This is a genomic window from Streptomyces sp. NPDC048001 (assembly GCF_043203115.1).
In the GTDB taxonomy this organism is placed as follows: Bacteria; Actinomycetota; Actinomycetes; order Streptomycetales; family Streptomycetaceae; genus Streptomyces; species Streptomyces sanyensis.
This window is the reverse complement of the sequence record NZ_JBIDBN010000019.1, coordinates 48,625-63,422: the sequence shown is the minus strand read 5'-3', so window position 1 is coordinate 63,422 and position 14,798 is coordinate 48,625. Positions and strand designations below refer to the sequence as shown.

At 72.8% G+C, this 14,798-nt stretch carries 12 protein-coding genes and 2 tRNA genes; 5 read left to right on the top strand and 9 right to left on the bottom strand.

Annotated features, from left to right (window positions below; genetic code table 11):
* The first annotated feature begins 70 nt into the window (after positions 1-70).
* From ACGF15_RS27800 to ACGF15_RS27790, 3 genes are all read left to right on the top strand, one after another.
* Positions 71-1,219 (top strand): histidine kinase, encoded by a 1,149-nt coding sequence (locus ACGF15_RS27800; RefSeq protein WP_345612893.1) that lies wholly within the window; start codon positions 71-73, stop codon positions 1,217-1,219.
* Entirely contained in the window at positions 1,216-1,875 is a 660-nt protein-coding gene (locus ACGF15_RS27795; RefSeq protein ID WP_345612891.1) for a response regulator transcription factor, read from the top strand. The genes ACGF15_RS27800 and ACGF15_RS27795 overlap by 4 nt, the downstream gene beginning before the upstream one ends.
* 237 nt (positions 1,876-2,112) lie before the next feature.
* A complete protein-coding gene (locus ACGF15_RS27790; RefSeq protein WP_345612889.1) occupies positions 2,113-2,511 on the top strand; it encodes a CBS domain-containing protein in 399 nt (132 codons plus the stop codon).
* Between the two features lie 81 nt (positions 2,512-2,592).
* Here the strand turns inward: ACGF15_RS27790 and ACGF15_RS27785 are convergent, their stop codons facing one another.
* Positions 2,593-4,044, bottom strand: coding sequence for a catalase (locus ACGF15_RS27785; protein ID WP_362740872.1), 1,452 nt, complete (start codon positions 4,042-4,044; stop codon positions 2,593-2,595).
* A 156-nt stretch (positions 4,045-4,200) separates the two neighbouring features.
* On the opposite strand from ACGF15_RS27785, the gene ACGF15_RS27780 reads away from it, so the two are divergent.
* Positions 4,201-4,617, top strand: a complete 417-nt coding sequence (locus ACGF15_RS27780) for a Fur family transcriptional regulator (protein ID WP_256524625.1) — start codon at positions 4,201-4,203, stop codon at positions 4,615-4,617.
* A gap of 406 nt (positions 4,618-5,023) precedes the next feature.
* Here ACGF15_RS27780 and ACGF15_RS27775 read toward each other — a convergent pair.
* The 4 genes from ACGF15_RS27775 to ACGF15_RS27760 all read right to left on the bottom strand — a co-directional run bounded on the left by ACGF15_RS27775 (position 5,024) and on the right by ACGF15_RS27760 (position 10,532).
* A tRNA-Met gene (locus ACGF15_RS27775) sits at positions 5,024-5,097 on the bottom strand.
* A gap of 122 nt (positions 5,098-5,219) precedes the next feature.
* Positions 5,220-7,289, bottom strand: coding sequence for a tetratricopeptide repeat protein (locus tag ACGF15_RS27770; RefSeq protein WP_392802897.1), 2,070 nt, complete (start codon positions 7,287-7,289; stop codon positions 5,220-5,222).
* Between the two features lie 231 nt (positions 7,290-7,520).
* Positions 7,521-7,594, bottom strand: a tRNA-Met gene (locus ACGF15_RS27765).
* Between the two features lie 49 nt (positions 7,595-7,643).
* Entirely contained in the window at positions 7,644-10,532 is a 2,889-nt protein-coding gene (locus ACGF15_RS27760; RefSeq protein ID WP_345613255.1) for a UPF0182 family protein, read from the bottom strand.
* 136 nt (positions 10,533-10,668) lie between these two features.
* Here ACGF15_RS27760 and ACGF15_RS27755 point away from each other — a divergent pair, with 136 nt between their 5' ends.
* On the top strand, positions 10,669-11,226 hold the full coding sequence (locus ACGF15_RS27755) for a PPA1309 family protein (protein WP_345612882.1): 558 nt from the start codon (positions 10,669-10,671) through the stop codon (positions 11,224-11,226).
* 99 nt (positions 11,227-11,325) lie between these two features.
* Here ACGF15_RS27755 and ACGF15_RS27750 read toward each other — a convergent pair whose 3' ends face one another.
* From ACGF15_RS27750 to ACGF15_RS27735, 4 genes are all read right to left on the bottom strand, one after another.
* Complete coding sequence (locus tag ACGF15_RS27750; protein ID WP_345612880.1) at positions 11,326-12,414, bottom strand: PDZ domain-containing protein; 1,089 nt, start codon at positions 12,412-12,414, stop codon at positions 11,326-11,328.
* Positions 12,415-12,498: 84 nt separating this feature from the next.
* Positions 12,499-12,675 (bottom strand): hypothetical protein, encoded by a 177-nt coding sequence (locus ACGF15_RS27745; protein WP_256524629.1) that lies wholly within the window; start codon positions 12,673-12,675, stop codon positions 12,499-12,501.
* Positions 12,676-12,934: 259 nt separating this feature from the next.
* Positions 12,935-13,393: a molybdenum cofactor biosynthesis protein MoaE gene (locus ACGF15_RS27740; RefSeq protein ID WP_345612877.1), complete on the bottom strand. Its 459-nt coding sequence runs from the start codon at positions 13,391-13,393 to the stop codon at positions 12,935-12,937.
* A gap of 136 nt (positions 13,394-13,529) precedes the next feature.
* Positions 13,530-14,642, bottom strand: a complete 1,113-nt coding sequence (locus tag ACGF15_RS27735; RefSeq protein ID WP_256524631.1) for an SDR family oxidoreductase — start codon at positions 14,640-14,642, stop codon at positions 13,530-13,532.
* Positions 14,643-14,798: the final 156 nt, after the last annotated feature.

Here is a 14,798-nt window from a genome sequence, read left to right as displayed (position 1 = left end):
CCGGAAGCACGATGTCTCCGCGGTACTTTCGGCTGATCCGCGGGGGTGCGCCCGCGCCTACGATGACCGCGTGCGAGACCTCATACGAGCCCTGTGGGACGAGCCCGGTGCGCCGGGCCCGCCTCCCGTGGGCTGGCGTGACCGGGCGCTGGTCGCGGTGCTCCTGCCCGTCGCCGTCCTGGAGGGGCTGCTCCGGCCGGACGTCCCGTGGCGGACTCTGTCCCTGCTGGTCGGCGCCGGTCTCGTCCCGACACTCCTGCTGCGGCGGGCCAGGCCGCTCCTCACGGTCGTGATCGCGTTCGGCACGCTGTTCCTGACGCAGGTCTGGGCGCTGGTGATGGGCGGCAGGCCGCCGGCGCTCAACACCATGATCTTCGTTCTGCTGCTCCCCTACTCCCTGTTCCGCTGGGGGTCGAAGCGCCAGGCACTCACCGGACTGCCGGTGATGCTCGTACCGGCCGCGCTCTCCGTCCCCCTCACCAGCACCGGCCCGGGCGACGCGGTCGCCGGGTTCGCGATCCTCTTCGCGTCGATGGCCCTGGGCGAGGCGGTGCGGTACCGGGCCTACGCCCGCGTACGGCAGCTCGACCAGGTCAGGCTGATCGAGCGCGAGCAGTTGGCCCGCGATCTCCACGACACGGTCGCCCACCATGTGTCGGCCATCGTGATCCGGGCCCAGGCCGGTCTCGCGGTGTCGGCGACCGACCCCGCGGCCGCCGGGAAGGCGCTGCGGGTGATCGAGACCGAGGCCTCGCGCACCCTGGCGGAGATGCGTTCCATGGTCCGCCTGCTGCGTCGCAGCGGTGAGCGGGCGGACCTCTCCCCCGCGCCGCTCGTCGGCGATCTGGGCGCCCTTCCCCAGGTCGCCGCGGGGCCTGCACTCGATGTCGAGATCACCGGGGATGTCGGCAGTCTGGCCCCCGCGCTCTCCACGGCGGTGTACCGGCTCGTGCAGGAGTCGGTCACCAACGCACGACGGCACGCCCGTCACGCCTCGCGCATCGCCGTGTCGGTCGCGGCGGACGAGCGGTCGGTCCATGTGCGCGTGAGCGACGACGGCGACACCGTCCACCCCCGCTCGGGCGCCGGCCCCGGCTATGGTCTGCTCGGGATGGCGGAGCGGGCCGACCTGCTCGGGGGGTCGCTCAGCGCCGGCCCGAACCCCGGCCGCGGATGGACCGTGACCGCCGTGCTTCCGAGGAGCGGATCGGCATCGTGAGCGTGCGGGTGCTGGTCGCCGACGACCAGGAGATCGTGCGGACGGGGCTCACCATGATCCTCGGGGCGCAGCCCGGCATCACCGTCGTCGGCGAGGCCGCCGACGGACACCGGGCCGTCGAACTCGCCAGGTCCCTGCGCCCCGACGTGTGCCTTTTCGACATCCGGATGCCCGGCATCGACGGCATCGAGGCGACCCGGCGGCTCACCGCGGACGGCGGCACCGACTGCCCGGCGGTCGTGGTGATCACAACCTTCGACCTCGACGAGTACGTCCACGCCGCCCTCAAGGCGGGCGCCCGCGGCTTCCTGCTCAAGGACGCGGGCCCCGGGATGCTCGCGCAGGCCGTGCATGCCGCCGCGCGCGGCGACGCGCTGATCTCCCCGAGCGTGACGGCACGGCTGCTCGCCGCGTTCGCCCGCTCCGGTGCGGCGGAAAGGCCCCCGGCGCAGCCGTTCGAGGCGCTGACCGCGCGCGAGGAGGGTGTCCTGGCCGCGGTGGCCCGGGGGCGCACCAACGCCGAGATCGCCGCCGAGCTGCACATCAGCCTCAGCACGGTCAAGACCCATGTCGCGCGCCTGATGGACAAACTCGGTGCCCGCAACCGCGTCGAGGTGGCGATGTGGGCGTACGAGACGGACCGGGCCGGAGGCTGACCCCGGGGCGGATCGGACGGGGGCGCCGTCCGCTCCGCACCGCTGCGACCGGAGGGAACGGGCGCTCCGCGCTCGACGTGCTGTTCGCGGCGCCCGTCCGCAAGGGCCCCCGTCCTCGGGCCTCGCGCGCCCTCTTGCCGCCTCGCGACGCTGCTGCGACTCTGGGAGTCCCCCCACTTGTGAATTTGTGAACCGGTTCTCGAAGGAACCGGCCCGCGAAGGAGGTGGCTCGAATCCATGCTCGTCCGTGACGCCATGAGCACGGTGGTCCTGACCATCGGACCCGCCCACACACTGCGCCAGGCGGCCCGCCTGATGGCCGCGCGCCGCGTCGGTGCGGCCGTCGTCCTCGACGGCGACTCCGGCCTCGGCATCCTCACCGAGCGCGACATCCTCAACGCCGTCGGGGCGGGCCAGAGCCCCGACCTGGAGACCGCCGGCGCCCACACCACGACCGAGGTGGTCTTCGCCGCCCCCTCCTGGACCCTGGAGGACGCGGCCGAGGCCATGGCGCACGGCGGCTTCCGCCATCTCGTCGTGATGGACCGGGGAGAGCCCGTCGGCGTGGTCTCCGTGCGGGACATCATCCGCTGCTGGGCGCCGGCCCGACGCCACGCGGGCACCGTCGCCGGCTGAGGGCGGGGCGGCGGCCGCCGCGGACATGCCGCGGGCCGGACCCCGGGAGGGGTCCGGCCCGCGGGGCCTCGGCAGGCGGGGTCAGCCGCGCAGCGCCTGGACCGCGGCCTCCAGCCGCTTGCCGAAGTCCCCGTCGGCCTGACGGAAGTTGCCGATCGCGCGCTCGGCGATGTCCTCGCGCGAGACCTTGGCGATGAAGCCGGCCAGGTTCTCGACCAGGCGGCCCTTCTCGTCCTCCGACATCAGCCGGTAGAGGTCGCCCGCCTGGACGAAGTCGTCGTCCTCGGCGTGCACGGGGGCCGCGTGGTCGCCGGTGACGCCCGAGACCGGGATGGGCTGCCAGAGCGGCCGGTCGGTCTGGAACGGCCCTCCGAAGCTGTTCGGCTCGTAGTTCTTCGCGCCCTTGTGGCGGCCGTCGTAGAGGAAGCCGTCGCGGCTGTTGGTGCGCGCCTCGGTCGCGTGCGGACGGTTCACCGGCAGGTGGTCGGCGTTGATGCCGACGCGGTAGCGGTGGGCGTCGCCGTAGGCGAACAGGCGGCCCTGGAGCATCTTGTCGGGAGAGGGGCCGATGCCCGGGACGAAGTGCGCGGGGCTGAAGACGGACTGCTCGACCTCGGCGAAGATGTTCTCCGGGTTGCGGTTGAGCTCCAGCCGTCCGATCTCGATCGGCGGGTAGTCCTCGTGCGGCCACACCTTGGTGAGGTCGAAGGGATTGAAGCGGTAGCCCGCCGCGTCGGCCGCGGGCATGATCTGGACCTGCACCGTCCAGGACGGGAACTCGCCGCGCTCGATGGCCTCGCGCAGGTCGCGCTGGTGGGAGTCGGGGTCCGCGCCGGCGAGCCGGTCGGCCTCGCCCTGGGTGAGGTTCCTGATCCCCTGGTCGGTCTTGAAGTGGTACTTGACCCAGAAGACCTCCCCGGCCTCGTTGGTCCACTGGAAGGTGTGCGAGCCGTAGCCGTTCATGTGGCGGTACGAGGCGGGGATGCCCCGGTCACCGAAGAGCCAGGTCACCTGGTGGGTGGACTCGGGGCTCAGCCCCCAGAAGTCCCAGACGTTGTCCGCCTCCTGGCTGCCCGTGTACGGGTCGCGCTTCTGGGTGTGGATGAAGTCGGGGAACTTGATGGCGTCCTTGATGAAGAACACCGGGGTGTTGTTCCCGACGAGGTCGTAGTTGCCCTCCTCGGTGTAGAACTTCAGCGCGAAGCCCCGCGGGTCGCGCACCGCGTCGGCCGCACCGAGGTTCCCCGCGACCGTGGAGAAGCGCAGGAAGGTCTCGGTCTGCTTGCCCACCTCGGAGAGGAAGGCGGCGCGGGTGTAGGGCGTCACGTCGGCGGTGACGGTGAACGTGCCGTAGGCACCGGCGCCCCGGGCGTGGACCACGCGCTCCGGGATGCGCTCGCGGTTGAAGTGCGCGAGCTTCTCCAGCAGCAGCTGGTCCTGGACGAGCACCGGTCCGCCGACGCCCGCGGTCTCGCTGTTCTGGTTGTCGGCCACCGGTGCCCCGGCCTCCGTGGTGAGCGGTCCCTGCGTCACGTGCGCCTCCTGCGTCCTCGTTGCCCGTCGTCGTGCACCCGGCCCTGTCCCCGGTGCGCACTGAAGCCGATCCTACGATGGACTTTGTCTAAGTCAAGCGCACATCCAAAGTCACACCTGTTCGGGATCTCGCCCCCCGCTGTTACGCTGGTGCCCATGAGTGACCTGTTGGAACGACTCCGCGGACGCGGCTGGCGCCTGACCGCCCAGCGGCGTGTCGTGGCCGAGGTCCTCGACGGCGACCATGTGCACCTGACGGCCGACGAGGTCCACGCACGCGCCGTCGAGCGCCTGCCCGAGATCTCGCGGGCCACCGTGTACAACACCCTGGGCGAGCTGGTGAGCCTCGGCGAGGTGCTGGAGGTGGCCACCGACCGGCGCGCCAAGCGCTACGACCCCAACGCCCACCGCCCCCACCAGCACCTGGTGTGCGCGCGCTGCGGCGCCATCCGCGACGTCCACCCCTCCGGGAACCCGCTGGCCGACCTCCCCGAGACGGAACGCTTCGGCTTCACGGTCTCCGATGTCGAGGTCACCTACCGGGGCGTGTGCCCCCGGTGCGCCGCCGCCTAGGACAGAACACCCGGGCCGCGTCCGACGCATGGCGCTGTCCGCCCGCAGGGCGGGATGCCCGGCGTCCGGTGCGTGCCATCGCAAGGCGGAGGGGCATCCTCGCACCGGGCGTACGCGGAAGGCTCCGACAGCGCAGCGAGTGCGCGTGCCGGGCGTCGCTCGCCAGACGGGATGCGTCAGACACGACCCAGCAGCCCGCGCCCCGCTTCGACACGCCATGCCCGATTTCCACTGGGCTACGGCTTCCCGATCGGAGGCGTCGCTCCTCCCGCGAAGACCCCGGCCCCGCCGGGGTCTTCCGCCGTCCCGGCCCGCGGAACCCGGGGAGAACCACCGGGGACGGCCGCCCTTGGGCGAACATGCCGAAGGCCCGGATCCTGGTGAGGATCCGGGCCTTCGGATTCAGTAGCGGGGACAGGATTTGAACCTGCGACCTCTGGGTTATGAGCCCAGCGAGCTACCGAGCTGCTCCACCCCGCGTCGGTGAACACCACCCTACGGGACGCCGACGACCAGAGCAAATCCCTTCCGGGCACCGTGGCACAGGCCACTTCGGCGGGGTCCCGGCCGGCCCGGAGCGCCCTGGGGCGCCCCCGGCCGGCTCAGGCCGTGAGCTCCTGCAGCAGGGCCTCGCGCAGCCTCCCGGCGCGCTCGGCCACCTCGGCGGGCCCCAGTTCCACGGCCCTGGCGCACCAGCGCTGCCCCTCGGCCAGCTCGCCCCGGCGCGCGGCCAGCAGTGCCAGGCGCAGGGCCGCACGGCCGTGGCCCGCCCGGGCGGCACGGGTCCACCACAGGGACGCCTCCCGCTCGCTGCCCTCGCGGGCCAGCAGCAGCCCGAGGTTGAAGGCGCCGCTGCGGCTCCCCGCCTCGGCCGCCTCCCGGTACCAGCGGGCCGCCTCGGCCCCGTCGCCCCGGGCGGCGGCGAGCATGCCCACCCGCACCTGCGCCCGGCGGTGACCCTGGCGGGCTGCGCGCTCGTACCACTCCTCGCACTCGCTCTTCGCCGCCACGGGCTCACCGAGCGCGGGGGCATCGGGCGGGGGGCGCCGGGCGTCGAGCAGCGCGGCCAGCCGGAACGCGGCCTCCGCACTCCCGCCGCCCGCCGCACACCGCAGGTGCCGCTCGGCCTCGTGCTCGTCGCCGTCCTTCAGCCGGGCGATGCCGACCTGGAGCGCGGCCTCGGTGTGGCCCGCCGCCGCGGCCCGCTCGTACCAGTCGAGCGCGGTGCGGTCGTCGTCGCGGCCCGCGTGCAGGATGCCCAGGTTGAACGCGGCGTCCACGCTGCCCGCCTCGGCCGCCTTGGAGAACCAGGGCTCGGCGCCCACGTGGTCGCCCGCCTGGAGGAGCAGCACCGCCAGCGCGTTGGCGGCCTCGCGGTGGCCCGCGTAGGCGGCGCGCCGGTACCACTGCTCGGCCTGGGCCGTCCGGTCCTGGGACGCGCACAGCAGCCCCAGGTTGTAGGCGCCGTTGACGTCCCCGGCGTCCATGGCCGCGCGGTACCAGCGCTCCGCGGTCTGCGCCTCGCCGCGGGCGGCATGCAGCGCGCCGAGGGCGTTGGCGGCGTTGCCGTCCCCGTCCTGCGCGGCGCGGAGCCACCACACGGCGGCGCTCTCCTCGTCCCCCGCGTCGCGCAGGAGGAAACCGAGGGCGCAGGCGGCCCGCGGCTCGCCGTCCTTGGCCGCCGTCAGGTACCAGCGGCCCGCCTCCTTCAGGCGGCCGCGGCGCTCCAGGATCACGCCGAGGTGGAGCGCCGCCCTCCGGTGGCCGCGGGCGGCGGCCTGGCGGTACCACTGGGCCGCCTCGTCGAGGAGCGCCGCGGCGGCCCGCGCGGCGGCCGCGGGCTCCGGCCCGGACACCGACGGGTCGGCGCGCCCGGCAGGATCCGGCGAGCCGTCAGGGGCCGGTCCCCGGCCGAGGGCTCCGCCCGGGTCCTTGCGGCCCGTGCGGGTGTCCGGCGCCGTGCTGCGGGGGTCCGCCCCGGGCCGGTCGGCGAGGGCATGGCGCACGGTGCCGGCGAGAGCGGCGGTCCCCGCCGTCCGGGGTCCCCCTTCCGCCGCGCGCGCCTCCAGGGCGCGGGCCAGCCGGTAGGCCGCCTCCCGGTGGCCCTGCTCGGCGGCCGTCCGCAGCCAGCGCTCGACGCCCTCCTCGCCGCGGTGCTCCAGCAGGTCGGAGAGGGCGTAGGCGCCGAGGGCGTGGCCCTGCTCGGCGGACTGGCGCAGCCAGTACTCGGCGGCCGGCTCGTCGCCGCGCTCGCGGAAGTGCCGCCCGAGCGCGTGCGCCGCGGCGGCCGAACCGGCGACGGCCGCGATGCGCCACCAGCCGGCCGCCTCCTCCGGATAGCCGCGCTGGTGCAGCAGGACGCCCAGGTTGTTGGCGGCGGCGCGGTCACCGTCGGCGGTCGCGGCACGGAGATAGGGCTCGGCCCCGTCCAGGTCCCCCCTGCGGAGCAGCAGCGCACCGAGCACGCTCATGGAGGAGGTGTCACCGCGGTCGGCGGCACCCCGGTGGCGGGCCTCGGCGCCGGCGGTCTCCTCGGCGTCGTGCTCACCGCCCAGCCCCTCGACCCGGTCGGCGAAGTCGGCGGAGGCCGTCGCGTCCGCCACGTTTCCGGCATGCGGCTGCTCGAACCGCCCTGTCTCCAACAGCGTTGCCCTGTCCCCCATGTTTCCCATCGTCACACCACCCGCAACCCGCGTACACCTGGTATACCGCAGCCTGAGAGGTCACTTCGGCGTTTTGTCGACATGCCCACAGAGAGACAAGTCAAACACGTCGAGGCCCAACTGGCGCCGCGCGGCACGCACTTCGCCCGGGTGTCTTCGAAGGAAACCGACGTGGACGGGTGCACGGGCACACACGCGGAGAGGGCCCGGATCCTGATGGATCCGGGCCCTCTCCTTCAGTAGCGGGGACAGGATTTGAACCTGCGACCTCTGGGTTATGAGCCCAGCGAGCTACCGAGCTGCTCCACCCCGCGTCGTTGTGATCTCACCGTACCACGACGCGGGGCGGGGCTTCACCCGAGGTCAGCCGCCGTCCCCCGGGGACTCCTCCAGGCGCCCTTCGGCGTCCGCCGCGCGCTGGAGGGCGTCCTGGAGATCCTGCTGGGCCTTGCCGTAGGCCGTCCAGTCGCCGTTCTTGATCGCCTCCTGGCCGTCGGCGTACGCCTTCTGCGCGTCGGCGATGGCGTCCTTCAGGGCCGCGTCGCCGGTGGCCGGGGGCTCCTCCGTGTCGGCGGGCGGCTCACCGGTGTCGGGCGGAGTGGTGGTCCCGTCGCCGGCGCTCTCCTCCCCGAACACCTGCGACAGCGCCCCGCTCAGGTCGTTGGCGAACCCGATCTTCTGGCCGTAGACCACCGCCACCTTGCTCAGCAGCGGGTACTCCGAGCCGCGGCCCTGGGCGTAGATCGGCTCGACGTACAGGAAGCCGCTGTCGAGCGGCACCGTCAGCAGGTTGCCGTACTTGATGGTCGAGTCGGCGCCCTTGAGGTCGCGCACGAAGTTGGCGATGGGGTCGTGGCGGTTGAGCCGGCTCTGGATCTGCTCGGGGCCGTCGACCTTGTCGTCGGTGACCCGCATCAGCCTGATGGTGCCGTAGTCCTTGCTCGTGGCGTCCGCGTCGACCGCCATGAACGCCCTGAGGTTGGGGCGCCCGCTCGGGGTGAACGTCGTGGTCAGCGAGAACTGCTGCTCCGTCTGGCCCGGCAGCTTCATCGACAGGTAGTACGGCGGGACCGCGTTGCTGTCCGACTTGGTCGGGTCGTTGGGGACCTGCCAGGCGTCGCTCGCGTTGTAGAAGGGCGCGGGCTCGGTCACGTGGTACAGGCTCAGCAGCTCGCGCTGGACCTTGAACATGTCCTGCGGGTACCGCATGTGGGACTTCAGCTCGGCCGGGATGTCGCCCTTGGCCTCGACCGTGCCCGGGAACGCCTTCATCCAGGTCTTGAGGACCGGGTCGTTCTCGTCCCACTCGTAGAGGGTCACGGTGCCGTCGTAGGCGTCGACGGTCGCCTTCACCGAGTTCCGGATGTAGTTGACCTGGTTCTGCTGGGCGACGACCGCACGCTGCCGGTCGGTCAGCGAGTCCGCCGTGGTGTCACCGAGGGTCGTACGGGAGGCGTACGGGTAGCCGTTGGTGGTGGTGTACGCGTCGACGACCCACTGGATCCGCTTGTCCACGACCGCGGGGTAGGCGTCGCCGTCGATCGTCAGCCAGGGGGCGACGGCCTCGACGCGCTCCTTCGGCGTGCGGTTGTAGAGGATCTTCGAGCCCTCGCCGATGGCGCCCGAGTACATGATCTGCGGCTCGTTGAAGGCGACCGCGTACGCGGCGCGGTTCAGCGGGTTGGAGAGGTCGATGCCGCCCTTGCCCTCGTAGCTCGTGGTGACCTGGCCGCCGCCGTCGCGCTCGTAGTCGAGCTCCTTCTGGGGCCCGCCCACGATCGAGTACTGGGTGGTCTTCTCGCCGTAGTAGATCCGCTGCTCGTACTCGCCGAGGCTGCCCTTGGAGGGGATGCCGGACTCGGTGAACTCGGGCGCGCCCGTGATCCCCTTGGCCGTGCTGGTCCCCTTGGCCGCCACCGCGCCGTAGCCGTGGGTGTAGGTGAAGTGGTCGTTGATCCAGTTGCGCTTGTCGACGCCCTGGAGGTTCAGCTCGCGCAGACCGATGACCGTGTCCTGGCCGTCGTAGCGGTCCACGTCCAGCGTGGCGGGGAACTGGTAGTACTTCCGCTCCTGTTCCAGCTGCTGGAAGGTGGGCGAGACGATGTTGGGGTCGTTGATCCGGTAGCTGGCCGCCGCGTCCGCCTGGGCGCGCTGCTTGCTGGCGTCCGTGATCTCGCCGCGGCCCGTGTAGTCGGTGGGCTTGACCTGGTCGATGCCGTACGCCTTGCGGGTGGCCTCGATGTTCTTGCGGATGTACTCGGCTTCCTTGGCCTGCTCGTTGGGCTGGACCTGGAACTTCTGGACGATCGCCGGGTACAGGCCGCCGATCAGGATCGCCGACAGGACCATCAGTCCGAAGCCGATCACCGGCAGCTGCCAGGTGCGGCGCCAGAGCGTCGCGAAGAAGAGCACGGCGCAGATGATCGCGATGCAGAAGAGGATCGTCTTGGCGGGCAGGTAGGCGTTGGCGTCGACGAAGCGCAGGCCCGTCCAGTTGCTGGTGGCCTTGAAGTCGCTGGACTTCACGGCGAGCCCGTAGCGGTCCAGCCAGTAGGCGACCGCCTTGAGCGACACGAACAGACCGAGCAGCACCGACAGGTGGCCGGTCGCCGCCCCCGTGGCGCGCGCGCCGGGGCTGGTGACGCGCAGGCCGCCGTAGAGGTAGTGGGTGACCGCGGCGGCGATCAGCGACAGGATGACGGCGGCGAAGCCGAAGCCGAGGAGGAAGCGGTACCAGGGCAGGTCGAAGGCGTAGAAGGCCACGTCCATCGAGAACTGCGGGTCCTTCTCACCGAAGGGGACCCCGTTGACCCACATCAGCCACGTCCGCCACTGGCCGGTGGCCGAGGCGCCCGCGATCAGCCCGACCAGCGCGGTGACGCCGAGGAGCACCCACTTCTTGTAGGGGGCGATCCCCATGCGGTACCGGTCGAGGCTCTGCTGCTCCAGCGACATGGCGCTGAGCGGCGGGCGCAGCCGGTACGCGAGCCAGATGTTCAGCCCGACGGCCACCGCCATGAGCAGGCCGAAGACGGCGAAGAGGCCGACCTTGGTCCACAGGGTGGTGGTGAAGACGGAGGAGTACTCGACGGAGCGGTACCACAGCCAGTCGGTCCAGAACCCGGAGAACATGACGAACACCATGGCCAGCACGGCCAGGACGCCCAGTGTGATGAGCAGGGTGCGGACGCGCCGGGAGGGGCGGCCCACTCTGATCCGTGGCCCGGTCGGGCCTCCGCCGCGGTCCGGCATCTGGAAAGCCAACGTGCGCACCTCGATGTTCGCGGTCGTCTGAAACGGCCCCGGGAACCTGGAGCCTCACTCATGCAACTTACCGAGGCTTTACCTAGTTCCCGCACGGGGCCGGGAAGGAGGCAGGATATTGGCCATGTCCAACGTTTCCTCCTCCGGCCCCCCCATGGCCGCGAGCCCGCTCACCCGTGCCGTCCTGGAGATCGACGAGTACGCGGCGGGTCTCGGCTGGGACCAGCCGGCCCGTCTCTTCGCCCTCGTCGACACCGCCCGCCTGCGTTCGCAGGAGCCCGACCTCGCCGCGCAGCTCGGCCTGGACGAGGGCGACACGGCCGCCCCTCTGACCCCGATCGAGCAGGACGAGATCCCCGCCGGTGTCGCCCTGGACGAGTTCCTGGGCACCATCGCCTGGCCCGACGCCGTGGCCGGCTGCGCGCTGGCGGTGGAGCGGCTGATGCTTCCGCAGAGCGCCGAGGCCTCGGTCCCGGACGGGCTCGACGGCTCCGCGCTCACCGACTGGGTGGCCTCCCACCCCGACCGCCAGGAGGTGCGGATGACCGTGGCCGTCCTGCGCGACGGCACCCGGGAGTCCGCACTGCGGCTCCGCGAGAAGGACTCGCCGAACGAGGTGCTGACCGGGGCCGGACTGGTGCCGGGCCTGGCCGAGGCCCTCGCGGCGACCTTCGAGGACTGACCCCCGCCCGCGCCGACCCGTACTCCGCCGGGGTGCCGCGGGCCGTCGGCCCGTCGGTGCCCCGGCCCCGCGCGGCGCTCGGGCCGGGCTGTGCCGGCCTCAGCCCGTGGTGCAGGCGGGCAGCTCCGCGGTGTCGCCCTCGCGGATCCGCTCCAGGGCGCCGGTGGCGTCCTCGATGGTGTCGACCTTGACCAGGGTGAGGCCCTCGGGGGTGTCCGAGGCGGCCGTCGCGCAGTTGGCGCTCGGGGTGAGGAAGTACTCGGCCCCCGCGTTCCGGGCGCCGACCAGCTTCATCTCGATCCCGCCGATCGGGCCGACCTCGCCGGCCTCGTCGATGGTGCCGGTGCCCGCCACGAACTCCCCTCCGGTCAGGTCACCGGGGGTGAGCTTGTCGACGATCCCCAGCGCGAACATCAGCCCCGCGCTCGGCCCGCCGACGTCGGCGAGGTGGATGTCGATGGTGAACGGGAAGGTGTGGTCGGTGCCCGCCTGGATGCCCACGACGGCCCGGCCGTCGTCCTCGGCAGCCTCGGTGGTGACGGTGACCTGCTCGGTCGTCCGCGGCTCGCGCCGGGCCTTCTCGGCGGCCTCCGCCTCGTCGGCCGGGACGATGGTGAAGACGACCTTCTCGCCGGGCTCGCGCTCCACCACGAGGTCCGCCACGTCGCCCGGCTCCTCGACCGCGGTGCCGTCCACGGCCCGGATCACGTCGCCCGCGTGCAGCACGTCCTCGGCAGGGGCTCCCTTGACCACGGCGGCGACGACGACCCGCGAGGCCACCGGGATGTCCAGTTCGCGCAGCGCCGCGACCTTGGCGCTCTCCTGCGACTGGCTGAACTCCTCGGCGTTCTCCTGGGTGGACTCCTCCTCGGTCTTGCCGTCCGGGTAGAGGGTCTCGTGCGGCACGACGACGTTGTCGTGGGTGAGCCAGCCGTACACGGCCTCGAAGAGGTTCATCCGGTAGTCGGCCCCGGTCACCCGTACCGTGGTCATGTTCAGGTGGCCGGTCGTCGGATAGGTGGGGCGGCCCGAGATCTGCAGCACCGGTTCGCCGTCCGCGGACCCGAGGGTGTTCACCGTCGGGCCCGGCGACATCTCCGCGTACGGAACCCGGAAGAACACGCCCGCGCAGAGCAGCACGATGAAGACGAGGGTGGCGGCGAGCATCGTCGCGGTGCGGCGTGGCATGGAACGACAGTACGGGACAGAGCTGTGCGAGGGCGGCCGGGGCCGGTGCCCGAGAGCCGTGCAAACAGCCCGCGAACGCCGGGGTCAGTTCCGCACGGCATCCGAACCGGAGCCCGCCCGCTCCATGGCGTCACGGAACCGGGCGTAGCCGGCGAGTTCGGCGACGTCCCCGCTGGTACGGTCGCGGGATGCCCAGCCCGCCCATATCGCGGCTCCGACAGCGGCGAAAAGCGGAATCAGCAACCAGGCCAGAACTGCCATCGCGACCTCCCTACCCCATGAGCGAACGCAACTGAGTGATCAGCAGATTAGTGGTCTGCGGGATCAACGCTCGCGGCAGGGGCCGGGTTACGCAAATCGGGGCCCAAGGGCCCCGTCCGGGTTTGGCGGCCGCCACGGGCCACGAACGGAGCATCGTCCGGTCCGGGGACGGGGACAGGGACGGGGCCGGTCTCCCCGGGGACGGGGCGTCGCGCGCCCCGGCCCCCGGCCCGGACCGGTCTCCCGGGGGGTGCCGGCGCTATGCGCCCACCCACTCCTCGGTCCCGTCGGAGAACTGCTGGTGCTTCCAGATCGGCACCTCGTGCTTCAGGTCGTCGATCAGCATGCGGCACGCCTCGAACGCCTCCCCGCGATGCGGGCACGACACCGCCGCGACCACCGCGAGGTCGCCCACCGCGAGGTCACCCACCCGGTGGACGGCGGCCAGCGCCCGTACGGGGTAGCGCGCGGCCACCCGCTCGGCGATGCGCCGCATCTCTGCCTCGGCGCTCGGGTGGCAGGAGTAGCCGAGGGCGTCGACGTCCGCGCCGCCGTCGTGGTTGCGCACCGTACCGACGAAGAGGGCCGTGCCGCCGGCCGCGGTGTCCCCCACCGCCGCGAAGACCTCGTCGACGGAGAGCGGGGCGTCGCGGATGGCCAGCAGCCTGATCGGATCCTGTGCGGCCAGTTCACCGGGGTGGTCGTGCGTGGGTGCCATGGCGCCATCGTGCCGCACCGGGCGGCCCCCGAGGAATAGCCGCTCCGACGGTTCCCGCCCGCCCGGCCTTGGAGCCTCCTACAGCCGCGGGAGGCCCGCACCGGGCGGGCCCCGCCAGGGCGGGCGCCCGGGCGGGTCAGATGCGGCGGCGGGCCTTGCGCGCCCGGCGGACCAGCGCCGCCGTGCCCAGCAGGGCGACGGTGGCACCGGCGGCGCCTGCGGCCGTGGCGTCCTTGCGGCCCAGGCGGCGGCCCGCGACCGTGTGCCGCCCCTCGACCTCCTCCAGCAGCGCGGCGAGCACCTCCTCGTTGGTCCACCGGGGCCGCCAGCCCGCGTCGTGCAGCCGGCTGACGCTGACCACCCAGGGATGCATCGTGTAGGCCAGGTCCCCGGCCGGGGACGGGGTCAGGCCGATGCGGTGGAGGCGTGCGGCCGCCCCGAGCGCGACCGCCGAGGGGAGCTCCATGCGCCGGATGCCGCTGAGCTCCTCGACCTCCTCCTGCTCCAGCCAGCCGTCGCAGCCCACGGCCAGCTCACCCTCGACACGCTCCAGCACGGCGTACTCCAGCGCCGTGACCAGGTCCTCGACATGGCAGAACTGCCAGGTGGGCCGGGAGCCGGCCACCACCAGCAGCCGGGGCGACTCGAAGTAGCGCGTCAGGGCGGTGTCGGTGCCTCCGACGAGCACCGCGGGACGCAGCACGGTGACGTTCAGACCGGGGTGGGCCCGCGGCGCGCGCCGGGCCAGCCGTTCGATCTCCAGCAGGTCGCCCACCCCGGTCGCCTCGGCGGTCGCCTTCAGCTCGGCGTCCTCCGACAGGGGCACGTCGTTGTCGTCCAGCGCCCCGTAGACCATGGCCGACGTGCAGAGCACGACCCGGTGGACCCCGGCGGCCGCGGCGGCCGTCAGCACGGTCTGGGTGCCGCGCACGTTGTAGGCGGTGCGGGCCGCGGGGTCGGACTCCAGGTCCAGGTCGAGGGCGAGGTGCACCACGACGTCGGCGCCGCGGAGCTTCTCCGCGATGGCCGGGTCGCGCACGTCGAGCACGTGCCAGTGGGCCTCCGGCACCTCGCCCCGGCGCTCGTCGATCGCGATGACCTTCTTGATCTCGTCCGAGGCCGCGAGGCGCCTCACGAGCAGGTCGCCGACGCCCGTCGCGGCACCGGTGACCGCGACGACGGGGCCGCGCCCCGGCGCCGGGGTTGAGTGGTTTCGCGCTGCGCGAACCTGCGGATCTGGGGAACTCACCAGGCGTCTCCAGCGGTTGTCTTCAGTACGCAAGCGAACGACGCATACGCACCAGGTGAGTGTCCATCCTGCCGCAGGCGGCCGGCCGGCGGGGCACCGAGGCCGCAAGCGGCCCGGCGCCGCAGCCGCCGGGGCGCCCGGCCGCTTAGGCTGGGT

Coding starts and splice junctions, on each gene's coding strand:
- ACGF15_RS27790 (WP_345612889.1), top strand. CDS start 2,113: ATGCTCGTCCGTGACGCCATGAGCACGGTGGTCCTGACCATCGGACCC.
- ACGF15_RS27780 (WP_256524625.1), top strand. CDS start 4,201: ATGAGTGACCTGTTGGAACGACTCCGCGGACGCGGCTGGCGCCTGACC.
- ACGF15_RS27770 (WP_392802897.1), bottom strand. CDS start 7,289: ATGGGAAACATGGGGGACAGGGCAACGCTGTTGGAGACAGGGCGGTTC.
- ACGF15_RS27760 (WP_345613255.1), bottom strand. CDS start 10,532: ATGCCGGACCGCGGCGGAGGCCCGACCGGGCCACGGATCAGAGTGGGC.
- ACGF15_RS27755 (WP_345612882.1), top strand. CDS start 10,669: ATGTCCAACGTTTCCTCCTCCGGCCCCCCCATGGCCGCGAGCCCGCTC.
- ACGF15_RS27750 (WP_345612880.1), bottom strand. CDS start 12,414: ATGCCACGCCGCACCGCGACGATGCTCGCCGCCACCCTCGTCTTCATC.
- ACGF15_RS27745 (WP_256524629.1), bottom strand. CDS start 12,675: ATGGCAGTTCTGGCCTGGTTGCTGATTCCGCTTTTCGCCGCTGTCGGA.
- ACGF15_RS27740 (WP_345612877.1), bottom strand. CDS start 13,393: ATGGCACCCACGCACGACCACCCCGGTGAACTGGCCGCACAGGATCCG.